Here is a 14,022-nt window from a genome sequence, read left to right as displayed (position 1 = left end):
TCATGTCGGCTGCCTCACACGGGCCCGGGCCGCCCAGCGGCCGTCCTCGTGGGCCACGCTGATCGGGTGGCCGAAGGCGGCCGTGACGTTCTCCGTCGTGATGGTGGCCACGGCCGATCCGGCCGCGACGACGCTGCCGCCGCGCAGCAGCAGGGCGTGGCTGGTCGTGGTCGGCAGCTCTTCGAGGTGGTGGGTGACCACGACCGAGGCGAGCTCCGGCTGCGATTCGAAGAGCACGTCCAGGGTCTCCAGGAGCTGCTCGCGGGCGGCCACGTCGAGCCCGGTGGAGGGCTCGTCGAGCAGCAGCAGCCGCGGCCGGATCACCAGGGCCCGGGCGATCAGGGCCCGGCCCCGCTCGCCCTGCGACAGGGTGGGCCAGCGCTCGTCCGCGATCGCGGCCAGGCCCAGGCGGGCGATCAGCGCCTCGCCGCGGGCGAGCTCCTCGCCGGTGGGCCGCCAGCGGTTGGGCGACTCGACCGAGCCGGTGAGGCCGGTCAGCACGACCTCGCGCACGGTCAGCGGCGAGCGCAGCGGGTGGCGCGGGTTGACGTGGCCGATGCTGCGGCGCAGCGTCTGCATGTCGACCCGGCCCAGCCGGTGCCCGAGGATCTCCACCGTGCCCGACGTGGGATGGGTCTGCGCGCCGCAGAAGCCGAGGATCGTGCTCTTGCCGGCGCCGTTCGGCCCGAGCAGCGCCCAGTGCTCGCCGGCGCGGACCGTCAGGTCGATCCCGTGCAGGATCTCCTTGCCCTGCCGGCGGAACCGCACGTCCCGCAGCTTAACGACGTTATCGATCACGCGGTGAAGAGTACTAGCGCCGGGGACGGCTGGCCGGGCGGCCGCCGCGCGGGCGCTCGTTGTCCGGGCCGGCCATCGAGCGGCGCAGCGACTGCAGCGCGTAGAAGGCGCGGGACTTGACCGTGCCGACCGGCACGCCGAGACGCTGGGCGGTCTCCCGGGTGGAGCGGCCCTCGAAGTAGAGCTCGGTGAGGATGCGCTGGTGCATCAGGCTCAGCGAGCCGATCGCCGAGCGCAGCGACTCCATCGCCACCACGGTCTCGGTGATGTCGTCCATGCCGGCCGACGGGAACGCGTCGACCAGCTCGACGCCGACCGGGCGGACCCGGGTGCGGCGGATGGCGTCGATGCCGACGTTGCGGGCCACGATGAACAGCCAGCGGCGGGTGTGCTCGGCCTCGGTGGGCAGGTCGTCCAGGTGACGCCAGACCCGGATCATGGTCTCCTGGAGCAGGTCCTCCGCGCTTTGCCGGCTGGCGGCGGTGAAGCCGTTGAGATATCCGAGCAGGACCTGGCCGTACTCGCGGTGCACGTCGCCGAGCCGCTGCGCCGGTGTAGCCGCTTCCAAGATCGTCGTTGCCACGTCAAGCCCCCAATGCGATTGATTGCCTCGGTATCCACCGTCGCCGTCCAGGGGCCCCCGGCGAACCCGTGCGGCACCCTGGTCGGCGTACTGGTGGCCCCTGGGGCCACCCCCGGTGCCCCGTGACACATCGATTGGACTTGCGGGTCCATTTTTGCGGCGTCACCGTTACCGCCATGAATCACTACTACCTGCTCGGCCGCTCCGGACTGCGCGTCAGCCGCCTGGCCCTGGGAACCATGAACTTCGGCGTCGACGGCTTCCACGCTGCCTACGGCAAGACCGAGGAGGAGGCGGAGCCGATCTTCCGGGAGTACGTCGACAACGGCGGCAACCTCATCGACACGGCCGACTTCTACACGGCCGGTGAGAGCGAGCGCATCCTCGGCCGGCTCATCGCCCGGGCCGGCAACCGTGAGCGCCTCGTGCTGACCGGCAAGTTCACCAACACGATCGACCCGAGCGACCCGAACGCCAGCGGCAACGGGCGCAAGCACATCGTGCGGGCCCTCGACGCCTCGCTCAAGCGGCTCGGCACCGACTACCTGGATCTCTACCTGCTGCACACGTGGGACCGGATCACCCCGGTCGAGGAGGTCGTGCAGACCTTCGACGACCTGGTCCGGGCCGGCAAGATCCGCTACGCGGGCCTGTCCGACACCCCGGCCTGGTACGCGGCACGGGCGCAGACGTACGCCGAGGCGCACGCCATGACCCCGATGGTCAACCTCCAGCTGCCGTACGCCCTCAACAACCGCGGCATCGAGCCCGAGTTCGCGCCGATGGCGCAGACCCTGGGCATCGGCATCACGGCCTGGAGTCCCCTGGCCGGCGGCCTGCTCAGCGGCAAGTACCGGGCCGGCGCCCCGGCCGAGGGCCGGTTGGCCGGCACCGAGATCAGCCCCCGCGACCAGAAGATCATCGACGCCCTGGACGGGGTGGCGACCGAGCTCGGCCGCCCGATGGCCCAGGTCGCGATCAACTGGACCGTCACCCAGCCCGGCATCGCCTCGGCCATCGTCGGCGCGTCGAGCGCCGCCCAGCTCAAGAGCAACATGGCGGCGCTGGACTTCGAGCTGCCTTCCCACGCGCGCCACATCCTCGATGAGGCCAGCGCCCCGGAGACCCCACAGCTCTACTCGATGTTCACGCCCGAGTACCAGTCGTGGATCGTCAGCCCCGGCCTGGCCATCGGCGACAAACCGGCGGGATACGCTCGGCCGGTGATGAACGCGGCGGCGAAGTGACCCGAACCTTGACCCCCAAGGGGGAACAGACCCGCCGCCGCATCGTTTCCGGTGCGGCGGCGGAGCTGCGGGAGCGCGGCGTCGACGAGGTACGCCTCGAGGACGTCATGGCCCGCACGGGGACCAGCAAGAGTCAGCTCTTCCACTACTTCCCCGACGGCAAGGAGGGCCTGCTGCTGGCCGTGGTGCAGCAGGAGGCCGACCAGGTGCTGGCCGATCAGGAGCCGTACCTGAGCCACCTGACCTCATGGGAGGCCTGGGGCAAGTGGCGTGACCGCGTCGTCGACCGCTACGTCTCCCAGGGCGATCGGTGCCCGCTCCGGGGCCTGCTCGGCGACACCGGACGGCGTGCTCCCGCGGCCCGGGCCGTGCTGACCGGCCTGATGGACCAGTGGCAGGCCGCCCTCGCCACGGGAATCCGTCAGATGCAAGAAAGTCACGACATCTCAGACACTATCGATGCCACGAGGGCGGCAGCCGGGCTGATCGCCGGCATCCAGGGCGGCGTGCTGCTGCTGAGCAACACCGGCCGTACGGAATATCTCGAATCCGCCGTCGACCTCGCGATCGACGGCCTCAAGCGGGGCGCCTGAAGGTCCCGTACCACTGGAGCCGGGCCAGCTCCCGCGCGACCGCGCCGTCCTCCTCGGGCGCACCCGACGCCACCTGATGAGCGATGGCCTGCATCCCGCCGTAGATCATGAGCCGGCCGGCCGCGGACGGCTCCAGATCGGCCGTCGTACGCCCGGCTTCCTGCTCGGCCGTCAGCAGCCGCGTGGCCAGCCCGGCGAACTGGTCGAGCTGACCCGCCCACGCCTCGCGCACCGCCTCGTCGTACGCCGTCACCTCGAGCACGGCGGCCAGCGCGGCCGGCCGCGCCCGGTAGAACCGGATCACGTCGGCCATCGTGCGCTCGAACGACTCCAGGGCGTCCGGCGCGCCCGGGTCCCACGCCTGCATGATGGCGTACGCCGCGCCGGCCAGGCTTCCCGCGAGGCTCAGCGCCAGCTCGCTCTTGTCGCGGAAATGCAGGTAGAACGTCGAGCGCGCGACCCCCGCCTCGGCCGCGATGCGCTGCACCCCGAGCTCGGTGAAGGTGGCGCCACCGGCCAGCAGACGCTCGGTCGCGGCCACGATCTGCGCCTGGACGGCGGCGCGCCGGTCGGGCCCGGCCGAGGGGCGGCGTGTGGTGGACGGCATTTCACGATCCTAGATCGCCCGATGTACGGTTTCCCGCGTCGGACACAGTGTCCGACATAGTGTCTCCACGGGAGGACCCACCATGACGACGGTGATGCTCGTACACGGGGCGTGGCACCGGCCGGGCACCTGGTCGAAGCTCGAGAAGGAGCTGCACGGGCTGGGGTACGACACGGTCACCCCGGCCCTGCCGAGCGCCGGCGCCGACCCCACGGGCGACGTGCACGACGACGCGGCCGTGATCCGCGGGGCGCTGGACGCGATCGACGGCCGGGTCGTCGTCGTGGCCCACTCCTACGCCGGCATCCCGGTCACGGAGGCCGCCGCCGGGGTCGAGCGCGTCATCTTCCTGGCCGCCTTCATGCCCGACGCCGGCGAGTCGATGTACACCCTGCTCGGCATGCCCGCGCCGGCCGAGATCCCGGCCGGGCTCTTCCCCCTGCCCGAGGACCCGCACGCCGCCCTCTACCACGACGTGGAGGACGCCGGGGCGGCCCTGAAGGAGCTCGTCGGCCAGACCCACTCGTCGTTCGCCACCCCGGTCGGCCGGGCGGTCTGGCACGACGTCCCGTCCACCTACATCGTCACGGACGACGACCGCTCGATCCCGGCCGAGCTGCAGAACGAGCTCGCCAAGCGGGCACAGGACGTACGCCACCTGGCGAGCTCGCACTCACCGCACCTGTCGATGCCCGCCGAACTGGCGAAGGTCATCGACGAGATCATCAGTGCGGGCTGACCTTGACCTGAGCGTCGTCGAACCACGCGGCCTCGCGGAGAGTGGCCAGCAGCCGCTCCCGCCCGGCCGCGTCCTGCCGGTCGATGAAGAGCACCCCGTCGAGATGGTCGGTCTCGTGCTGGATGCAGCGAGCCAGCAGCCCGGCCCCGACCACCTGCACGGGGTCGCCGTGCTCGGTGTAGCCCTTGGCCGCGACGTTCATGCGGCGCTTGGTGTCGAGGTAGATGCCCGGGATCGACAGGCAGCCCTCGGGCCCGTCCTGCTCCTCCTCGTCGGGGAACTCGAGCACCGGGTTGATCAGGTGATCGAGCTTGGCGTCGTTGCCGGGCAGATCCGGGTTGATCGCGAAGACCCGCAATCCCACCCCGATCTGCGGAGCGGCCAGGCCGGCGCCCCGCGACTTGGCCAGGGTCTCATTGAGATCGCGGACGAGCTGGCGCAGCTCCGCGTCGAAACTGGTGACGGGGTCGGCGACCCGGCGCAGCACCGAATCGCCGACTTTCCGGATGGACACAACGGTCATGGAGAAAACGTACCTCTGCTCTGGCTTTCAGCTCGCGCGGAAGCTCTTGAACTCGCCGGTGCCGAAGCTGCGCAGGGTGCCGAGGTTGTAGGCGTAGCCGGTGCAGTTCGCACCTGTCCAGGCCTCGACGTTCTGCACATTCGACCAGCCGACGAGCAGATTGGCGGTGGACGGGAAGGCCGTGCACGCTCCGTCCGGGTCGGCGTAGTTCGCCACCGGCGTCGTTCCGTTGTAGAAGGTCAGACCGGTGTTCCAGTCCGGCGTGGCCGCGGCGGCGGGGCTGGCCACGAGACCGGCGGCGACGATCGCGGCGGCCAGGGTGACGGTCCTGCGCATATTTGATGCCTCCCAGAGACGGTTTGCCCTTTTGAACGGATCGAACCAGCCGAAGTTCAGAGAGATCTCAGGGAAAGTACTTGCCTAACAGGAAAGTACTAGCCGATACTTCAACCCATGGATCCCATCGACGCCGAGCTCGCCCTCGCCGAGGTCCGCATCCGCCGCGACCAGGTCGTCACGTCCAACCTGGTCCCCACCTGGTTCTGGCCCACGATCGGCGCCCTCATGCTGCTGTTCGTGGCCGCCGTCGAGAGCCGGATCCCGTGGCTGGTCGCCACCGGTTCGGCCGTCTACGGCCTGGGCCTGGCCGCCGCGATCGGTGCGGTCGCCTTCCGCTCCCGCGTGCAGGTCCGCAACGCCCTGCTCGGCCCGCGCGGCGCCCTGGCCATCGCCGCCTTCGCCCTGTCACTGGTCGCCGCCGGCCTCGCCCTGGCCTTCACCCTGAAGGCGCTCGGCACCCCGCACCCGGCCACCATCGCGATGGTGCCCGTCGCCCTGGGCATGGCCTTCGGCGGCCCGCGCCTGATGGCGTACCTCCGCCGCCTGATGCTTTCCCGCCCCTTGGCCGGCGCCCGGTGACCGAGCCACGATTCGACGACCTCATCCACGCACCGACCAGGCTCTCCTTGGTGAGCCTGCTGACCGCCGCCGAGTGGGCCGACTTCAAGTTCCTCCGCGAGCAGACCGGCCTGTCCGACTCGGCCTTGTCGAAACAGCTGACCACTTTGGAGGAGGCCGGCTACATAGACATCCGAAAGTCCTTCGTGGGCAAACGCCCACGCACCTCGGCCCGCCTGACCCCCACCGGCCGCGAGGCTTTCGCCGCCCACGTGGCGGCCCTGCAACAGATCGTCGCCCGCGCGGGCCTGGAGATAACCCCATAGAGGTACGCCGTCAGAGCCCCGCCTTCTCGACTCCATGAACAGCCTGCGAGTGCGTGTAGCCGCCGCCGGCATCCGACTCCAGCTGTGCGATCAGCCCTCTACGGGAGAAACCGGAGAATGCCAGATAGTCCTTGGCCGACCGGACAGCCTGCTCGTTGAAATCGACGCCCAGAGAATCCACCGCGAGGGTCGCCTCCTCAACCGAATAACCGCCACCAGCGTCCGAGGACAGCTGCGCGATCAGCCCTTTGCGAGAGAAACCCGAAATTGACAGGAAGTTCTTGGCCGACCGGACAGCCTGCTCGTTGAAATCGACGCCCAGAGAATCCACCGCGAGGGTCGCCTCCTCAACCGAATAACCGCCACCAGCGTCCGAGGACAGCTGCGCGATCAGTCCCTTACGAGAGAAACCCGAAAACTGCAGGTAATCCCAGGCCGACCGGACGGCGTTCTGCACCGCCAGTGGCTTGACGACTGCGGGCATGGCTACCGGTTCCGGGGTGGGCTCCTCGGCCGGCACCGTATGGGCGTCGGCAACGGGCTCGGTGGCCGGGAGGCCGGCTGTGGGGGCGAGGCGTTCCAGCAAGGCGAACATGACCCGCGCCGAAGCGTGGGCGGCGAAACGCTTGTAGCGATCGTCCTTTCCAGTGTCAGCGTGGTCCATCACGCCCTTGGCGACCAGCCAGGGGATTCCGTGCTCATCGGCCACGGTAGCGATCGTCGCAGCCTCCATCTCCACGGCGGCGATCTTCCGTATTCCCATGACCTGCAACCGATCCCAGATCCCGGCATCAGCGACGACGGCGCTTCCACTGGCCATCGGGGCGGTGAGCACGCGGAACGGAAGGCGTTCCGGTCCGTCGACATCGTCGTACAGCCGCCGCCGCACAACGTCGGATCCCTCGCTGGTCAGCACGGCCTCGCCGCTCGGCTCACGGCGGATCCAGCCTCGCTCCTCAAGGCGATCCAAGCGCGGTCGCCAGGTGCCGGCCGGGAAGTACCGGCTGCGCGCGGGATGGTTACGCGGCTGCTGGCCGCGGAACAACTGCTCGAGGAACCAGAGCAACGCCTCGTCCTCGCTGGCGTCACCCTGCCCGGCCATCGTGCTGATATCGAGGTCCTGCGCGGCGCGCACCCAGCCGGATTCCAGCGAGTACTGCCGGTGATCGCCCTGGAACCCAGAATCCGAGTGTTTGCCCTCGTCCCACTCATAAACGGGATTGCCGACCACAACGTCACCCAGCGCCGTATCGGCCGGATTGCCCGCGCACACGCCACACATGGCCAAAAACGCCGGGCGAAGCCGGTAGACCAGCGACGCGGCAAACTGCCCGGCTACTCGACCGCCCATCCGCGTCGGCCGGGCCAGCGCCACCGTGAACCGGGTCTTCCCGTCAACGCGGTACTCACCCCACAAGAACGGCGGGACACCATCCAGCCCACGATCCTCCCACCGAAGGACTCCGGACGAACCGTCGGCCAGACCGGCCGTCCTGGCCGCCTCGAACTCCTCCGGCAACGCGGCGATCACCAGTACGCCGACCCGGTCCATGCTTCCCCCATTGCGATTCTCTGTGCTTTTCACACGGGCGCCGGCCTGGAGACAACCCCTCAGGGCGGCCCCGGGCACTCCAGCACCGCGATCGAATTGCCGGGGAACAGCACCAGGTGCGGGTGGCCGGAGAAGATCTGTGCCGCCTCGTCGTGCGAGTTCGCCTCCACGATGGCGTAGGCGGTCAGGGCGTCGGTGAAATCCTCGACGCCCCGCGCCGTCACTCGCTTCTTGGCGTTGAGCGGCGCGCCGGGATCGACCAGCGCCCTCTCGTTGGCCCGCGCCCATGACGCCCAGGCATCGATGAACTCGGTCTGCCGCTGTTCGGTCAGTTCGGCCTTGTCGGTCTCGTCGGCGGCGCCGCTGAAGAGCGCGAGGAATCTGGCCATCACGGGATTTTAGAGGAGGTACGCCTCTTCTCCGGGGCGCCGCGCGACTTTCGCGCGTATCAGTGGTCAAGCCGTGATCGGCAACGTGGCGGCGATCGGCCACGCCACCAGCAGCGAACCGGCCAGGGCGATCGCCCAATCGGGGGCCGCCAGGCGGTTGAGCAGGGCGCTCCAGCCCGCCTGCAGCACCAGCAGGACGGCCAGGAGCGGCACCACCAGGAGCAGGAAGCCGTTGGTCAGGCCCAGTGTCGCCGCGGCGGTCAGAGCTACGACGGTGGCCGCCCCGACCGCCAGGACACCGAGCGTGCTGCCCCGGCTGAGCCGCTCGCCGGCGTACGAAAGAACCGCGAAACCCGCCCACACCACCGGAAGCAGCCACCACCGGGCGCCGGCCGGCCACATGTTCGTGAAGCCCAGCTGCAACGGCACGACGATCGTCACCGCTGCGTAGAGGACGAGCACCACCGCCCCGGGCGCCCACCGCGGTTTCTCCCGTGGGGCCACGAGGAGCAGAAGCCCGCCGAACAGGAACGTGAAAGCGACCGCGTAGTCGCCCGAGTCCAGCGGGAACCATGACGTCGGCAGCACGGCCGCCACCAGTGCCGCCACGAGCGCCGCGCCCGCGATCGGCGCCAGCAGGACCGGGCGGAACCGGTCGGGCCGGGCCCGGCCCCGGAACAGCAGGCGGGCCAGCGGATAGAGCCCCACCAGCAGACCCACGAACAGCAGACCGGCGCCGGCCACGCGGCGCAGCGGCGACGGGATCGCCGCCTGCGTGATCGGCCCGCCGAACCGCTGGTCCAGCCAGGCGACCGTCTCCCGGTGGGTCCTGGGGGCGTACAGGATGGAAATGTGCTCCACCCCGGGAATCGTCTCGGCCCGGCTGTCCGCGATCCGCGCGGCGGCGTCGGCCGCCGTGGCCCGGAAGCCCGCAAATTCGGCCTGGCCGACCAGCATCAGCAGGTTCTTCGGGTGGCCGTCGGGCACCGACGGCAGGGAGATGGCCACGGTGGCCACGATGTCGGGGTGCTCGGCCGCGTACGCGGTGACCGCCGTGGCGCCCATCGAGTGGCCCACCAACGCGATGCGGGCGTTGTCCACGTCCCGCAGGCCGCGCAGATGCCGCACCGCCACGTCGAGATCCTCCTGGAGGACGGCGTTGCCGGTCCGGGGCTTCGCGTTGGCCCCGTGACCGGCGAAGTCCAGCAGGACCACCACATAGCCCCGGGCGGCCAGGGTGTCCCCGAACTGCGCCATCAGCTTGGCCGAGCCCGCGTAGCCGTGGGCGACCACCACGCCGGGGCGCCGCTCCCCCGGTTTCAGCCCGGCCGGATGGACCTCGTGGAGAGGCACTCCGGCCACCACCGCCCGCCCGGGCGTCGACTCGCCGCCGGCCGAGGCCAGCAATCCCAGCCCGGTGGCGCCGAGGACCGCCGCGACGAGCGCCACTATGAAGATCCGCCTGCCTGAAAGCACAAGCGACGGTATCGAGCCCGGCCCGGTCGGCGCACTCCCGGAAACGTGCCGCCCGTACGCCTCAGGAACGCTCCACGAGGCGGGCGATCTCCTGGCGGGAGCTGACCGACAACTTGTGGAACAGGTTGCGGATGTGGGTCTCGACGGTCTTACGGCTCAGGTAGAGCTCGGCGGCGATCTCCGCGTTCGTACGGCGGTCGGTGACCAGGCGCGCGATCTGGAGCTCGCGGGCGGTCAGGGTGGCGAGCCCGCCGGTGGTGGGCACGCCGCGCGCGGTCCGGTGGTGGATGCTCCGGTCACCGAGACGGCGAAGGTCCCGTTCGATCTCGGCCACCCGGCGCGGGGCGCCGCAGCGGTCGTAGACGGCCCGGGCCAGCAGGAGTTGTTCGCGCGCGTGCGGGAGGTCGCCGGCGGCTTCCAAGGCCCGGGCGGCGAGGCGCCGGGCAGCGGCGGCGTTGAGGACGCCGTCCGTGGTCGCGGTGGCGAGGGCCAGTTCGGCGGCCGCGCGGTGGCGGCCCTCGTGCAGCGCCACCTCGGCGAGGGCCAAAGGGTCGGTCGCCTCGGCGGGACGGCCGAGCCGGAGGAGGCAGCGGGTCCGGAGCTCGTTGACAGCGGGGCGCAGCGGGGCCGGCATGTGCGCCTCGGCGGGCAGGATCTGCTCGGCCGGGCCGGGCTCGCCGGATTCCAGGAGGGCGGCCGCGAGCGCGGCGCGCGCCCAGACGGCGGGCAGTGTCATTCCGGTGTGGAGGGTCGTGCTCTCCCCGGCGGCCGCGCGGGCCAGGGCGAAGTCTCCGCCGGCCGTGGCGACCGTGGAGCGGGCCAGAAGTACCCAGCCGAGCATGGACGGATTCCCGGTGGCCCGGGCCACCTCGATCGCCTCGTCGAGCAGGGACTCCGCCTCCCGGAGCCGGCCGAGGGCGGCTCGCACCAGCCCGGCCCAGAACATGACGGGCACGTGATGGCCGGACAGGGCGAGGGCGCGTTCCGCGTGGCGTTCCGCCTCGGCCCGGCGCCCGGCGAAGAGTTCGGCCGCGGCCAGCCGGGCCGGCATCGGGTCGGGCGCGTGCCCGATCTGCGCGTCGGTGAGGGCGTCGACCAGCGCGGCCGCCTCGGCGCACGCGTCACCGGCGCCAGGGCCGCCGGCGAAGGAGGCACTCACGGCCAGGCCGACCGCGGCCTCCGCCGAGGCCGACGAGGCCAGGGCTCGGCGCGACCACGCCAGCGCCCCCTCGAAGTCCAGGCGGAACAGATGGTCCCGGGCCAGCGCGCCCAGGAAGCGCGCGTCCTCCTTCTCCAGGAACGCCAACTCCAGCCGGCGATGGGCCTCGTCGTGGTAGCCGAGTGTGTGTTCGAGGCCGGCGCAGGCGGCGATCAGCGGCGGATCGCCGGGCCGCAGACCGAGCGCGCGCACCATCGCCGACCGGGCCTCGGTGAGCCGGCCGGCCGCGCCCAGCGAGCGGCCCAGCGCCTCCCACAGGCCGGCGTCCTCCTCGGTCAGCAGGCCGATCGCCGCCTCGTACCAGGCCGCCGCCTCGGCCGGCGCCCGGCCGGCCACGTCGTCGCCGGCCGCCCTCAGCAGCGCCACCGCCTCCCGGTCGCCCCGGCGCGCGGCGTGCACGACGTGATGGGCCCGCCCCGCCGGGGGCACGCCCCGGTCGCGCAGGGCCGCGGCCACCCGCTCGTGCGCTCCGAGCCGCCACGCCCGGGGCGCCGCGTCGTAGACGGCCCGGCGCAGCAGCGGATGGCGGAACCGGAACCGCCGTGGCGTCTCGCCGGGCCGGATCAGGTCGCGCGACTCCAACTCGTCGATCGCCGCCGCCACCGCCTCCTCCGGCGCCGGGACCGCGGCCGCCGCCAGCTCCAGCGGGAACGGGTCTCCGGCGACCGCCGCGCCCGCCAGCACCCGCCTGGTGTCGCGGTCGAGCAGGGCCAGCTCGTCGGCGATCGCGGCCGCCACGGCCGCCGGAACCTCGTGGGCGGTTCCGGTGTGGCCTCGCGCGGCACGGGGTGAGCGCGCCAGCTGGCGCAGATAGAACGGGTTGCCACCGCTCTCGGCGTACACCGCCTCCGCTTCCTCGCCGACGAGCTCGCGGGCCTCGTCCAGGCTGAGCGGTCCCGGGTCGAGCCGGGTCACACCGGCCAGAGACGCCGCCAGGCGGGCCGGCATCTGCCGTGGCCGCGCCGCCATCGCCAGCAGCACCGGCCCGGCCGGCGGGCGGCGCAGCAGCGCGCAGATCAGCTCGATCGAGCCCGAGTCGGCCCAGTGCAGATCGTCGAGGACGAGCACGACCGGGTTCTTCTCGGCCAGCGCCTCGAGCAGCCGGCGCATCGCCCGATGTGTGCGATAGCGGGGGTCGCCACGAGCCGGTGGGCCCGCTCCGGCCGGCACCGACGGCAGGATCTCGGCCAGGTCGGGGTCGGCCAGCCCGTCCGGCGCGGCCGCGCGCAGATATTCGTCGAGGGCGTCGACGAACAGCCAGAACGGCAGGTCCCGCTCGAACTCCGAGGCGCTGCCGGTGAGCACGAGCATGCCCCGCGCGTCGGACCGGGCGGCCAGCTCGGCCAGCAACCGGCTCTTGCCGATGCCGGGCTCACCGGCGACGACCATCGCCCGGGCCGGACCACCGGCGAGCGCGTCCAGCTCGGCGCCGAACCGCGCGAGTTCGGCGTCGCGCCCTATCAGGGTGCCCGCGTGCACGACCTCAGGGTCGCACCCCGATGTCGGCCGGCGCCACGGTCGCCAGGCTCGGGGTTGTGCCTGTCTTCCTGCTCCACAACCGTCACGGCGCCGCCGACTGCGGCGTGGTCTTCGCCGCGTTCCGGGGCTTCGCGTCGCCGCTGCGGGGCACGGCCGCGCTCGCCTCGTGCCGCGGCGGCGGGCACGAGATCTGGTGGCTGGCCACGGCTCCCGACGAGCCCGCGGCGCTCGGGCAGCTGCCGCCCTTCGTCGCCGCGACCAGCACCGCCACCCGGGTTCACCACACCCATTTCTCGCTCTGAGGAGGAACGATGCTCGCCGAGACCGGCCTGGGCCTCTCGATCGTCTGCGCCGGGCTGTGGTCCGGCCTGCTGCTGACCCTGACCACGATCCTGCACCCGATCTACGCCGCCGAGGACGGCCGCGGCTTCGCCCTGCAACTGCGCGCCTTCCTCCCGACGGCCCGGCGTTCCCCGACGAACTACGCGCTGGTCGGCGGCCTGGTCCTGGCCCCCGTCCTCGCCCTGATCGGCCTGCGCGGCGACGCGTCCGGCGCCCCGTTCGTCCTCACGGCGGTGGGGCTCGCCCTGACCGTGGCCGGTCCGCTGCTGGTCTCCAACCGCCTGTCGGAGCCGCTCTACGACGTGATTCTCGGCTGGGACCCGGACGCGGTGCCGTCCGGCTGGGAGCGGACCCGCGGCCGCTACTTCGCCCTGAACTGGATCCGCGCGGTGCTCACCTGGGCGGCGTTCGCCCTGTTCCTGTCGGCCGCCTACGTCTACGCGACCTGGCCGTAGCCATGTCCGGGACCGTACGCTTCGCGCTGATCTTCGCGGCGGCCTGGCTGGCCCTCGACCGGCTCGCCACCGCGCCGCCGTACCTGCCGGCCGCCGTGGCCGCGCTCGCCGCCGCCTCGGCCGTCCTCGTCCTCGGCATGCGCTTCCTGCAGGGCCAGCCGTTGCGGCGACTGCCGGTGCTCCTGGGCCTGCGGCTGCGCCCGTCCACGCCCCGCGCCTGCCTGGTGGCCACGCTGATCGGCGCGGGCGTGATCGCCACCTATCTCGGCGGCGCCGCTCTGCTCGGCGTGCACCTCACCCTTCGCGGCAACTGGCCCGCGGTTCTGGTCGCCGCCCTGCTCTTCCACGGTGTCGCCGAGGAGCTGGTCTGGCGCGGCTTCGCCTTCGGGCATCTGCGCCGGCGGGCTCGTTTCGGCCAAGCGGTCGCCCTGTCCATTCCGCTGATCGCCCTGACCCACGTGCCCATCCTCATCACCTCGGGCCCGATGGTCGGCCTCCTGGCCCTGCTCAGCGCGGCCGTCACCTGCCTTCCGCTGGCCTGGTTGTGGGAGCGCGGCGGCCATTCGACGTGGCCGCCGGCGATCGTGCACGGCCTGATCGGCACATGGCAGCTGTGGGAGCGCACCTATCCGCCCCAGTTCACCGTCGTCGTCCTGGCCGCGTCCATCCTCGTACCCATGCTGGCCTTCCTGTATCGACCTTCCAGGAGTAAGGACAAAATATTTCATTGATGTGTCCAACTATTGCGGTCATGTGACGGGAAGCGGAATGATGACCGTCAATCCGTTCCCCTCCAT

At 71.7% G+C, this 14,022-nt stretch carries 17 protein-coding genes; 8 read left to right on the top strand and 9 right to left on the bottom strand.

The window, feature by feature from the left end; genetic code table 11:
• Positions 1 to 798: an ABC transporter ATP-binding protein gene (locus ACFY36_RS43570; protein ID WP_499751805.1), complete on the bottom strand. Its 798-nt coding sequence runs from the start codon at positions 796 to 798 to the stop codon at positions 1 to 3.
• Positions 799 to 811: 13 nt separating this feature from the next.
• On the bottom strand, positions 812 to 1,381 hold the full coding sequence (locus ACFY36_RS43565) for a sigma-70 family RNA polymerase sigma factor (protein ID WP_499751804.1): 570 nt from the start codon (positions 1,379 to 1,381) through the stop codon (positions 812 to 814).
• 176 nt (positions 1,382 to 1,557) lie between these two features.
• Between ACFY36_RS43565 and ACFY36_RS43560 the strand changes: the two genes are divergently transcribed.
• Both ACFY36_RS43560 and ACFY36_RS43555 read left to right on the top strand, forming a co-directional pair.
• Positions 1,558 to 2,628 (top strand): aldo/keto reductase, encoded by a 1,071-nt coding sequence (locus ACFY36_RS43560; RefSeq protein ID WP_499751803.1) that lies wholly within the window; start codon positions 1,558 to 1,560, stop codon positions 2,626 to 2,628.
• Entirely contained in the window at positions 2,625 to 3,221 is a 597-nt protein-coding gene (locus ACFY36_RS43555) for a TetR/AcrR family transcriptional regulator (RefSeq protein ID WP_499751802.1), read from the top strand. Before ACFY36_RS43560 ends, ACFY36_RS43555 begins: the two co-directional genes overlap by 4 nt.
• Here the strand turns inward: ACFY36_RS43555 and ACFY36_RS43550 are convergent.
• The gene (locus tag ACFY36_RS43550; protein ID WP_499751801.1) at positions 3,205 to 3,828 is read right to left on the bottom strand and encodes a TetR/AcrR family transcriptional regulator; all 624 of its coding nucleotides are present in this window, start codon (positions 3,826 to 3,828) and stop codon (positions 3,205 to 3,207) included. The two genes, ACFY36_RS43555 and ACFY36_RS43550, sit on opposite strands and share 17 nt — an antisense overlap.
• A gap of 82 nt (positions 3,829 to 3,910) precedes the next feature.
• Between ACFY36_RS43550 and ACFY36_RS43545 the strand changes: the two genes are divergently transcribed.
• Positions 3,911 to 4,567, top strand: a complete 657-nt coding sequence (locus ACFY36_RS43545; protein WP_499751800.1) for an alpha/beta hydrolase — start codon at positions 3,911 to 3,913, stop codon at positions 4,565 to 4,567.
• Here the strand turns inward: ACFY36_RS43545 and def are convergent.
• Positions 4,554 to 5,090 (bottom strand): peptide deformylase, encoded by a 537-nt coding sequence (def, locus tag ACFY36_RS43540; RefSeq protein ID WP_499751799.1) that lies wholly within the window; start codon positions 5,088 to 5,090, stop codon positions 4,554 to 4,556. The two genes, ACFY36_RS43545 and def, sit on opposite strands and share 14 nt — an antisense overlap.
• Before the next feature lie 27 nt (positions 5,091 to 5,117).
• Positions 5,118 to 5,426: a hypothetical protein gene (locus ACFY36_RS43535; RefSeq protein ID WP_499751798.1), complete on the bottom strand. Its 309-nt coding sequence runs from the start codon at positions 5,424 to 5,426 to the stop codon at positions 5,118 to 5,120.
• Between the two features lie 117 nt (positions 5,427 to 5,543).
• On the opposite strand from ACFY36_RS43535, the gene ACFY36_RS43530 reads away from it, so the two are divergent.
• Both ACFY36_RS43530 and ACFY36_RS43525 read left to right on the top strand, forming a co-directional pair.
• Positions 5,544 to 6,008, top strand: coding sequence for a hypothetical protein (locus ACFY36_RS43530; protein WP_499751797.1), 465 nt, complete (start codon positions 5,544 to 5,546; stop codon positions 6,006 to 6,008).
• A complete protein-coding gene (locus ACFY36_RS43525; RefSeq protein ID WP_499751796.1) occupies positions 6,005 to 6,313 on the top strand; it encodes a winged helix-turn-helix domain-containing protein in 309 nt (102 codons plus the stop codon). The genes ACFY36_RS43530 and ACFY36_RS43525 overlap by 4 nt, the downstream gene beginning before the upstream one ends.
• 10 nt (positions 6,314 to 6,323) lie before the next feature.
• Here ACFY36_RS43525 and ACFY36_RS43520 read toward each other — a convergent pair whose 3' ends face one another.
• The 4 genes from ACFY36_RS43520 to ACFY36_RS43505 all read right to left on the bottom strand — a co-directional run bounded on the left by ACFY36_RS43520 (position 6,324) and on the right by ACFY36_RS43505 (position 12,428).
• Positions 6,324 to 7,865 (bottom strand): Ltp family lipoprotein, encoded by a 1,542-nt coding sequence (locus ACFY36_RS43520; RefSeq protein ID WP_499751795.1) that lies wholly within the window; start codon positions 7,863 to 7,865, stop codon positions 6,324 to 6,326.
• Between the two features lie 59 nt (positions 7,866 to 7,924).
• The gene (locus ACFY36_RS43515) at positions 7,925 to 8,254 is read right to left on the bottom strand and encodes a YciI family protein (protein ID WP_499751794.1); all 330 of its coding nucleotides are present in this window, start codon (positions 8,252 to 8,254) and stop codon (positions 7,925 to 7,927) included.
• 66 nt (positions 8,255 to 8,320) lie between these two features.
• Positions 8,321 to 9,703: an alpha/beta hydrolase gene (locus tag ACFY36_RS43510; protein WP_499751793.1), complete on the bottom strand. Its 1,383-nt coding sequence runs from the start codon at positions 9,701 to 9,703 to the stop codon at positions 8,321 to 8,323.
• 88 nt (positions 9,704 to 9,791) lie between these two features.
• The gene (locus ACFY36_RS43505; protein WP_499751792.1) at positions 9,792 to 12,428 is read right to left on the bottom strand and encodes an ATP-binding protein; all 2,637 of its coding nucleotides are present in this window, start codon (positions 12,426 to 12,428) and stop codon (positions 9,792 to 9,794) included.
• A 56-nt stretch (positions 12,429 to 12,484) separates the two neighbouring features.
• Between ACFY36_RS43505 and ACFY36_RS43500 the strand changes: the two genes are divergently transcribed.
• The 3 genes from ACFY36_RS43500 to ACFY36_RS43490 are packed head-to-tail and all read left to right on the top strand — an operon-like array spanning position 12,485 to position 13,956.
• Positions 12,485 to 12,730 (top strand): hypothetical protein, encoded by a 246-nt coding sequence (locus ACFY36_RS43500; protein ID WP_499751791.1) that lies wholly within the window; start codon positions 12,485 to 12,487, stop codon positions 12,728 to 12,730.
• A gap of 9 nt (positions 12,731 to 12,739) precedes the next feature.
• Positions 12,740 to 13,225 carry a hypothetical protein gene (locus tag ACFY36_RS43495; protein ID WP_499751790.1) on the top strand — a complete coding sequence of 162 codons (486 nt, stop codon included), beginning with the start codon at positions 12,740 to 12,742 and terminating at the stop codon, positions 13,223 to 13,225.
• A 2-nt stretch (positions 13,226 to 13,227) separates the two neighbouring features.
• Positions 13,228 to 13,956 (top strand): CPBP family intramembrane glutamic endopeptidase, encoded by a 729-nt coding sequence (locus ACFY36_RS43490; RefSeq protein WP_499751789.1) that lies wholly within the window; start codon positions 13,228 to 13,230, stop codon positions 13,954 to 13,956.
• Positions 13,957 to 14,022: the final 66 nt, after the last annotated feature.

Origin of the sequence: Actinoplanes sp. NPDC000266, from assembly GCF_042899005.1 — a bacterium.
Lineage (GTDB): Bacteria > Actinomycetota > Actinomycetes > Mycobacteriales > Micromonosporaceae > Actinoplanes.
The sequence above is the reverse complement of the archived record's forward strand: the minus strand, read 5'-3'. Positions and strand labels throughout refer to the sequence as shown.

Bases quoted from the DNA above. Each gene is read 5' to 3' on its own strand.
- ACFY36_RS43495 (WP_499751790.1), top strand. From the start codon at position 12,740: ATGCTCGCCGAGACCGGCCTGGGCCTCTCGATCGTCTGCGCCGGGCTG.
- ACFY36_RS43490 (WP_499751789.1), top strand. From the start codon at position 13,228: ATGTCCGGGACCGTACGCTTCGCGCTGATCTTCGCGGCGGCCTGGCTG.
- def (WP_499751799.1), bottom strand. From the start codon at position 5,090: ATGACCGTTGTGTCCATCCGGAAAGTCGGCGATTCGGTGCTGCGCCGG.
- ACFY36_RS43515 (WP_499751794.1), bottom strand. From the start codon at position 8,254: ATGGCCAGATTCCTCGCGCTCTTCAGCGGCGCCGCCGACGAGACCGAC.
- ACFY36_RS43560 (WP_499751803.1), top strand. From the start codon at position 1,558: ATGAATCACTACTACCTGCTCGGCCGCTCCGGACTGCGCGTCAGCCGC.
- ACFY36_RS43550 (WP_499751801.1), bottom strand. From the start codon at position 3,828: ATGCCGTCCACCACACGCCGCCCCTCGGCCGGGCCCGACCGGCGCGCC.
- ACFY36_RS43545 (WP_499751800.1), top strand. From the start codon at position 3,911: ATGACGACGGTGATGCTCGTACACGGGGCGTGGCACCGGCCGGGCACC.
- ACFY36_RS43520 (WP_499751795.1), bottom strand. From the start codon at position 7,865: ATGGACCGGGTCGGCGTACTGGTGATCGCCGCGTTGCCGGAGGAGTTC.
- ACFY36_RS43535 (WP_499751798.1), bottom strand. From the start codon at position 5,426: ATGCGCAGGACCGTCACCCTGGCCGCCGCGATCGTCGCCGCCGGTCTC.
- ACFY36_RS43530 (WP_499751797.1), top strand. From the start codon at position 5,544: ATGGATCCCATCGACGCCGAGCTCGCCCTCGCCGAGGTCCGCATCCGC.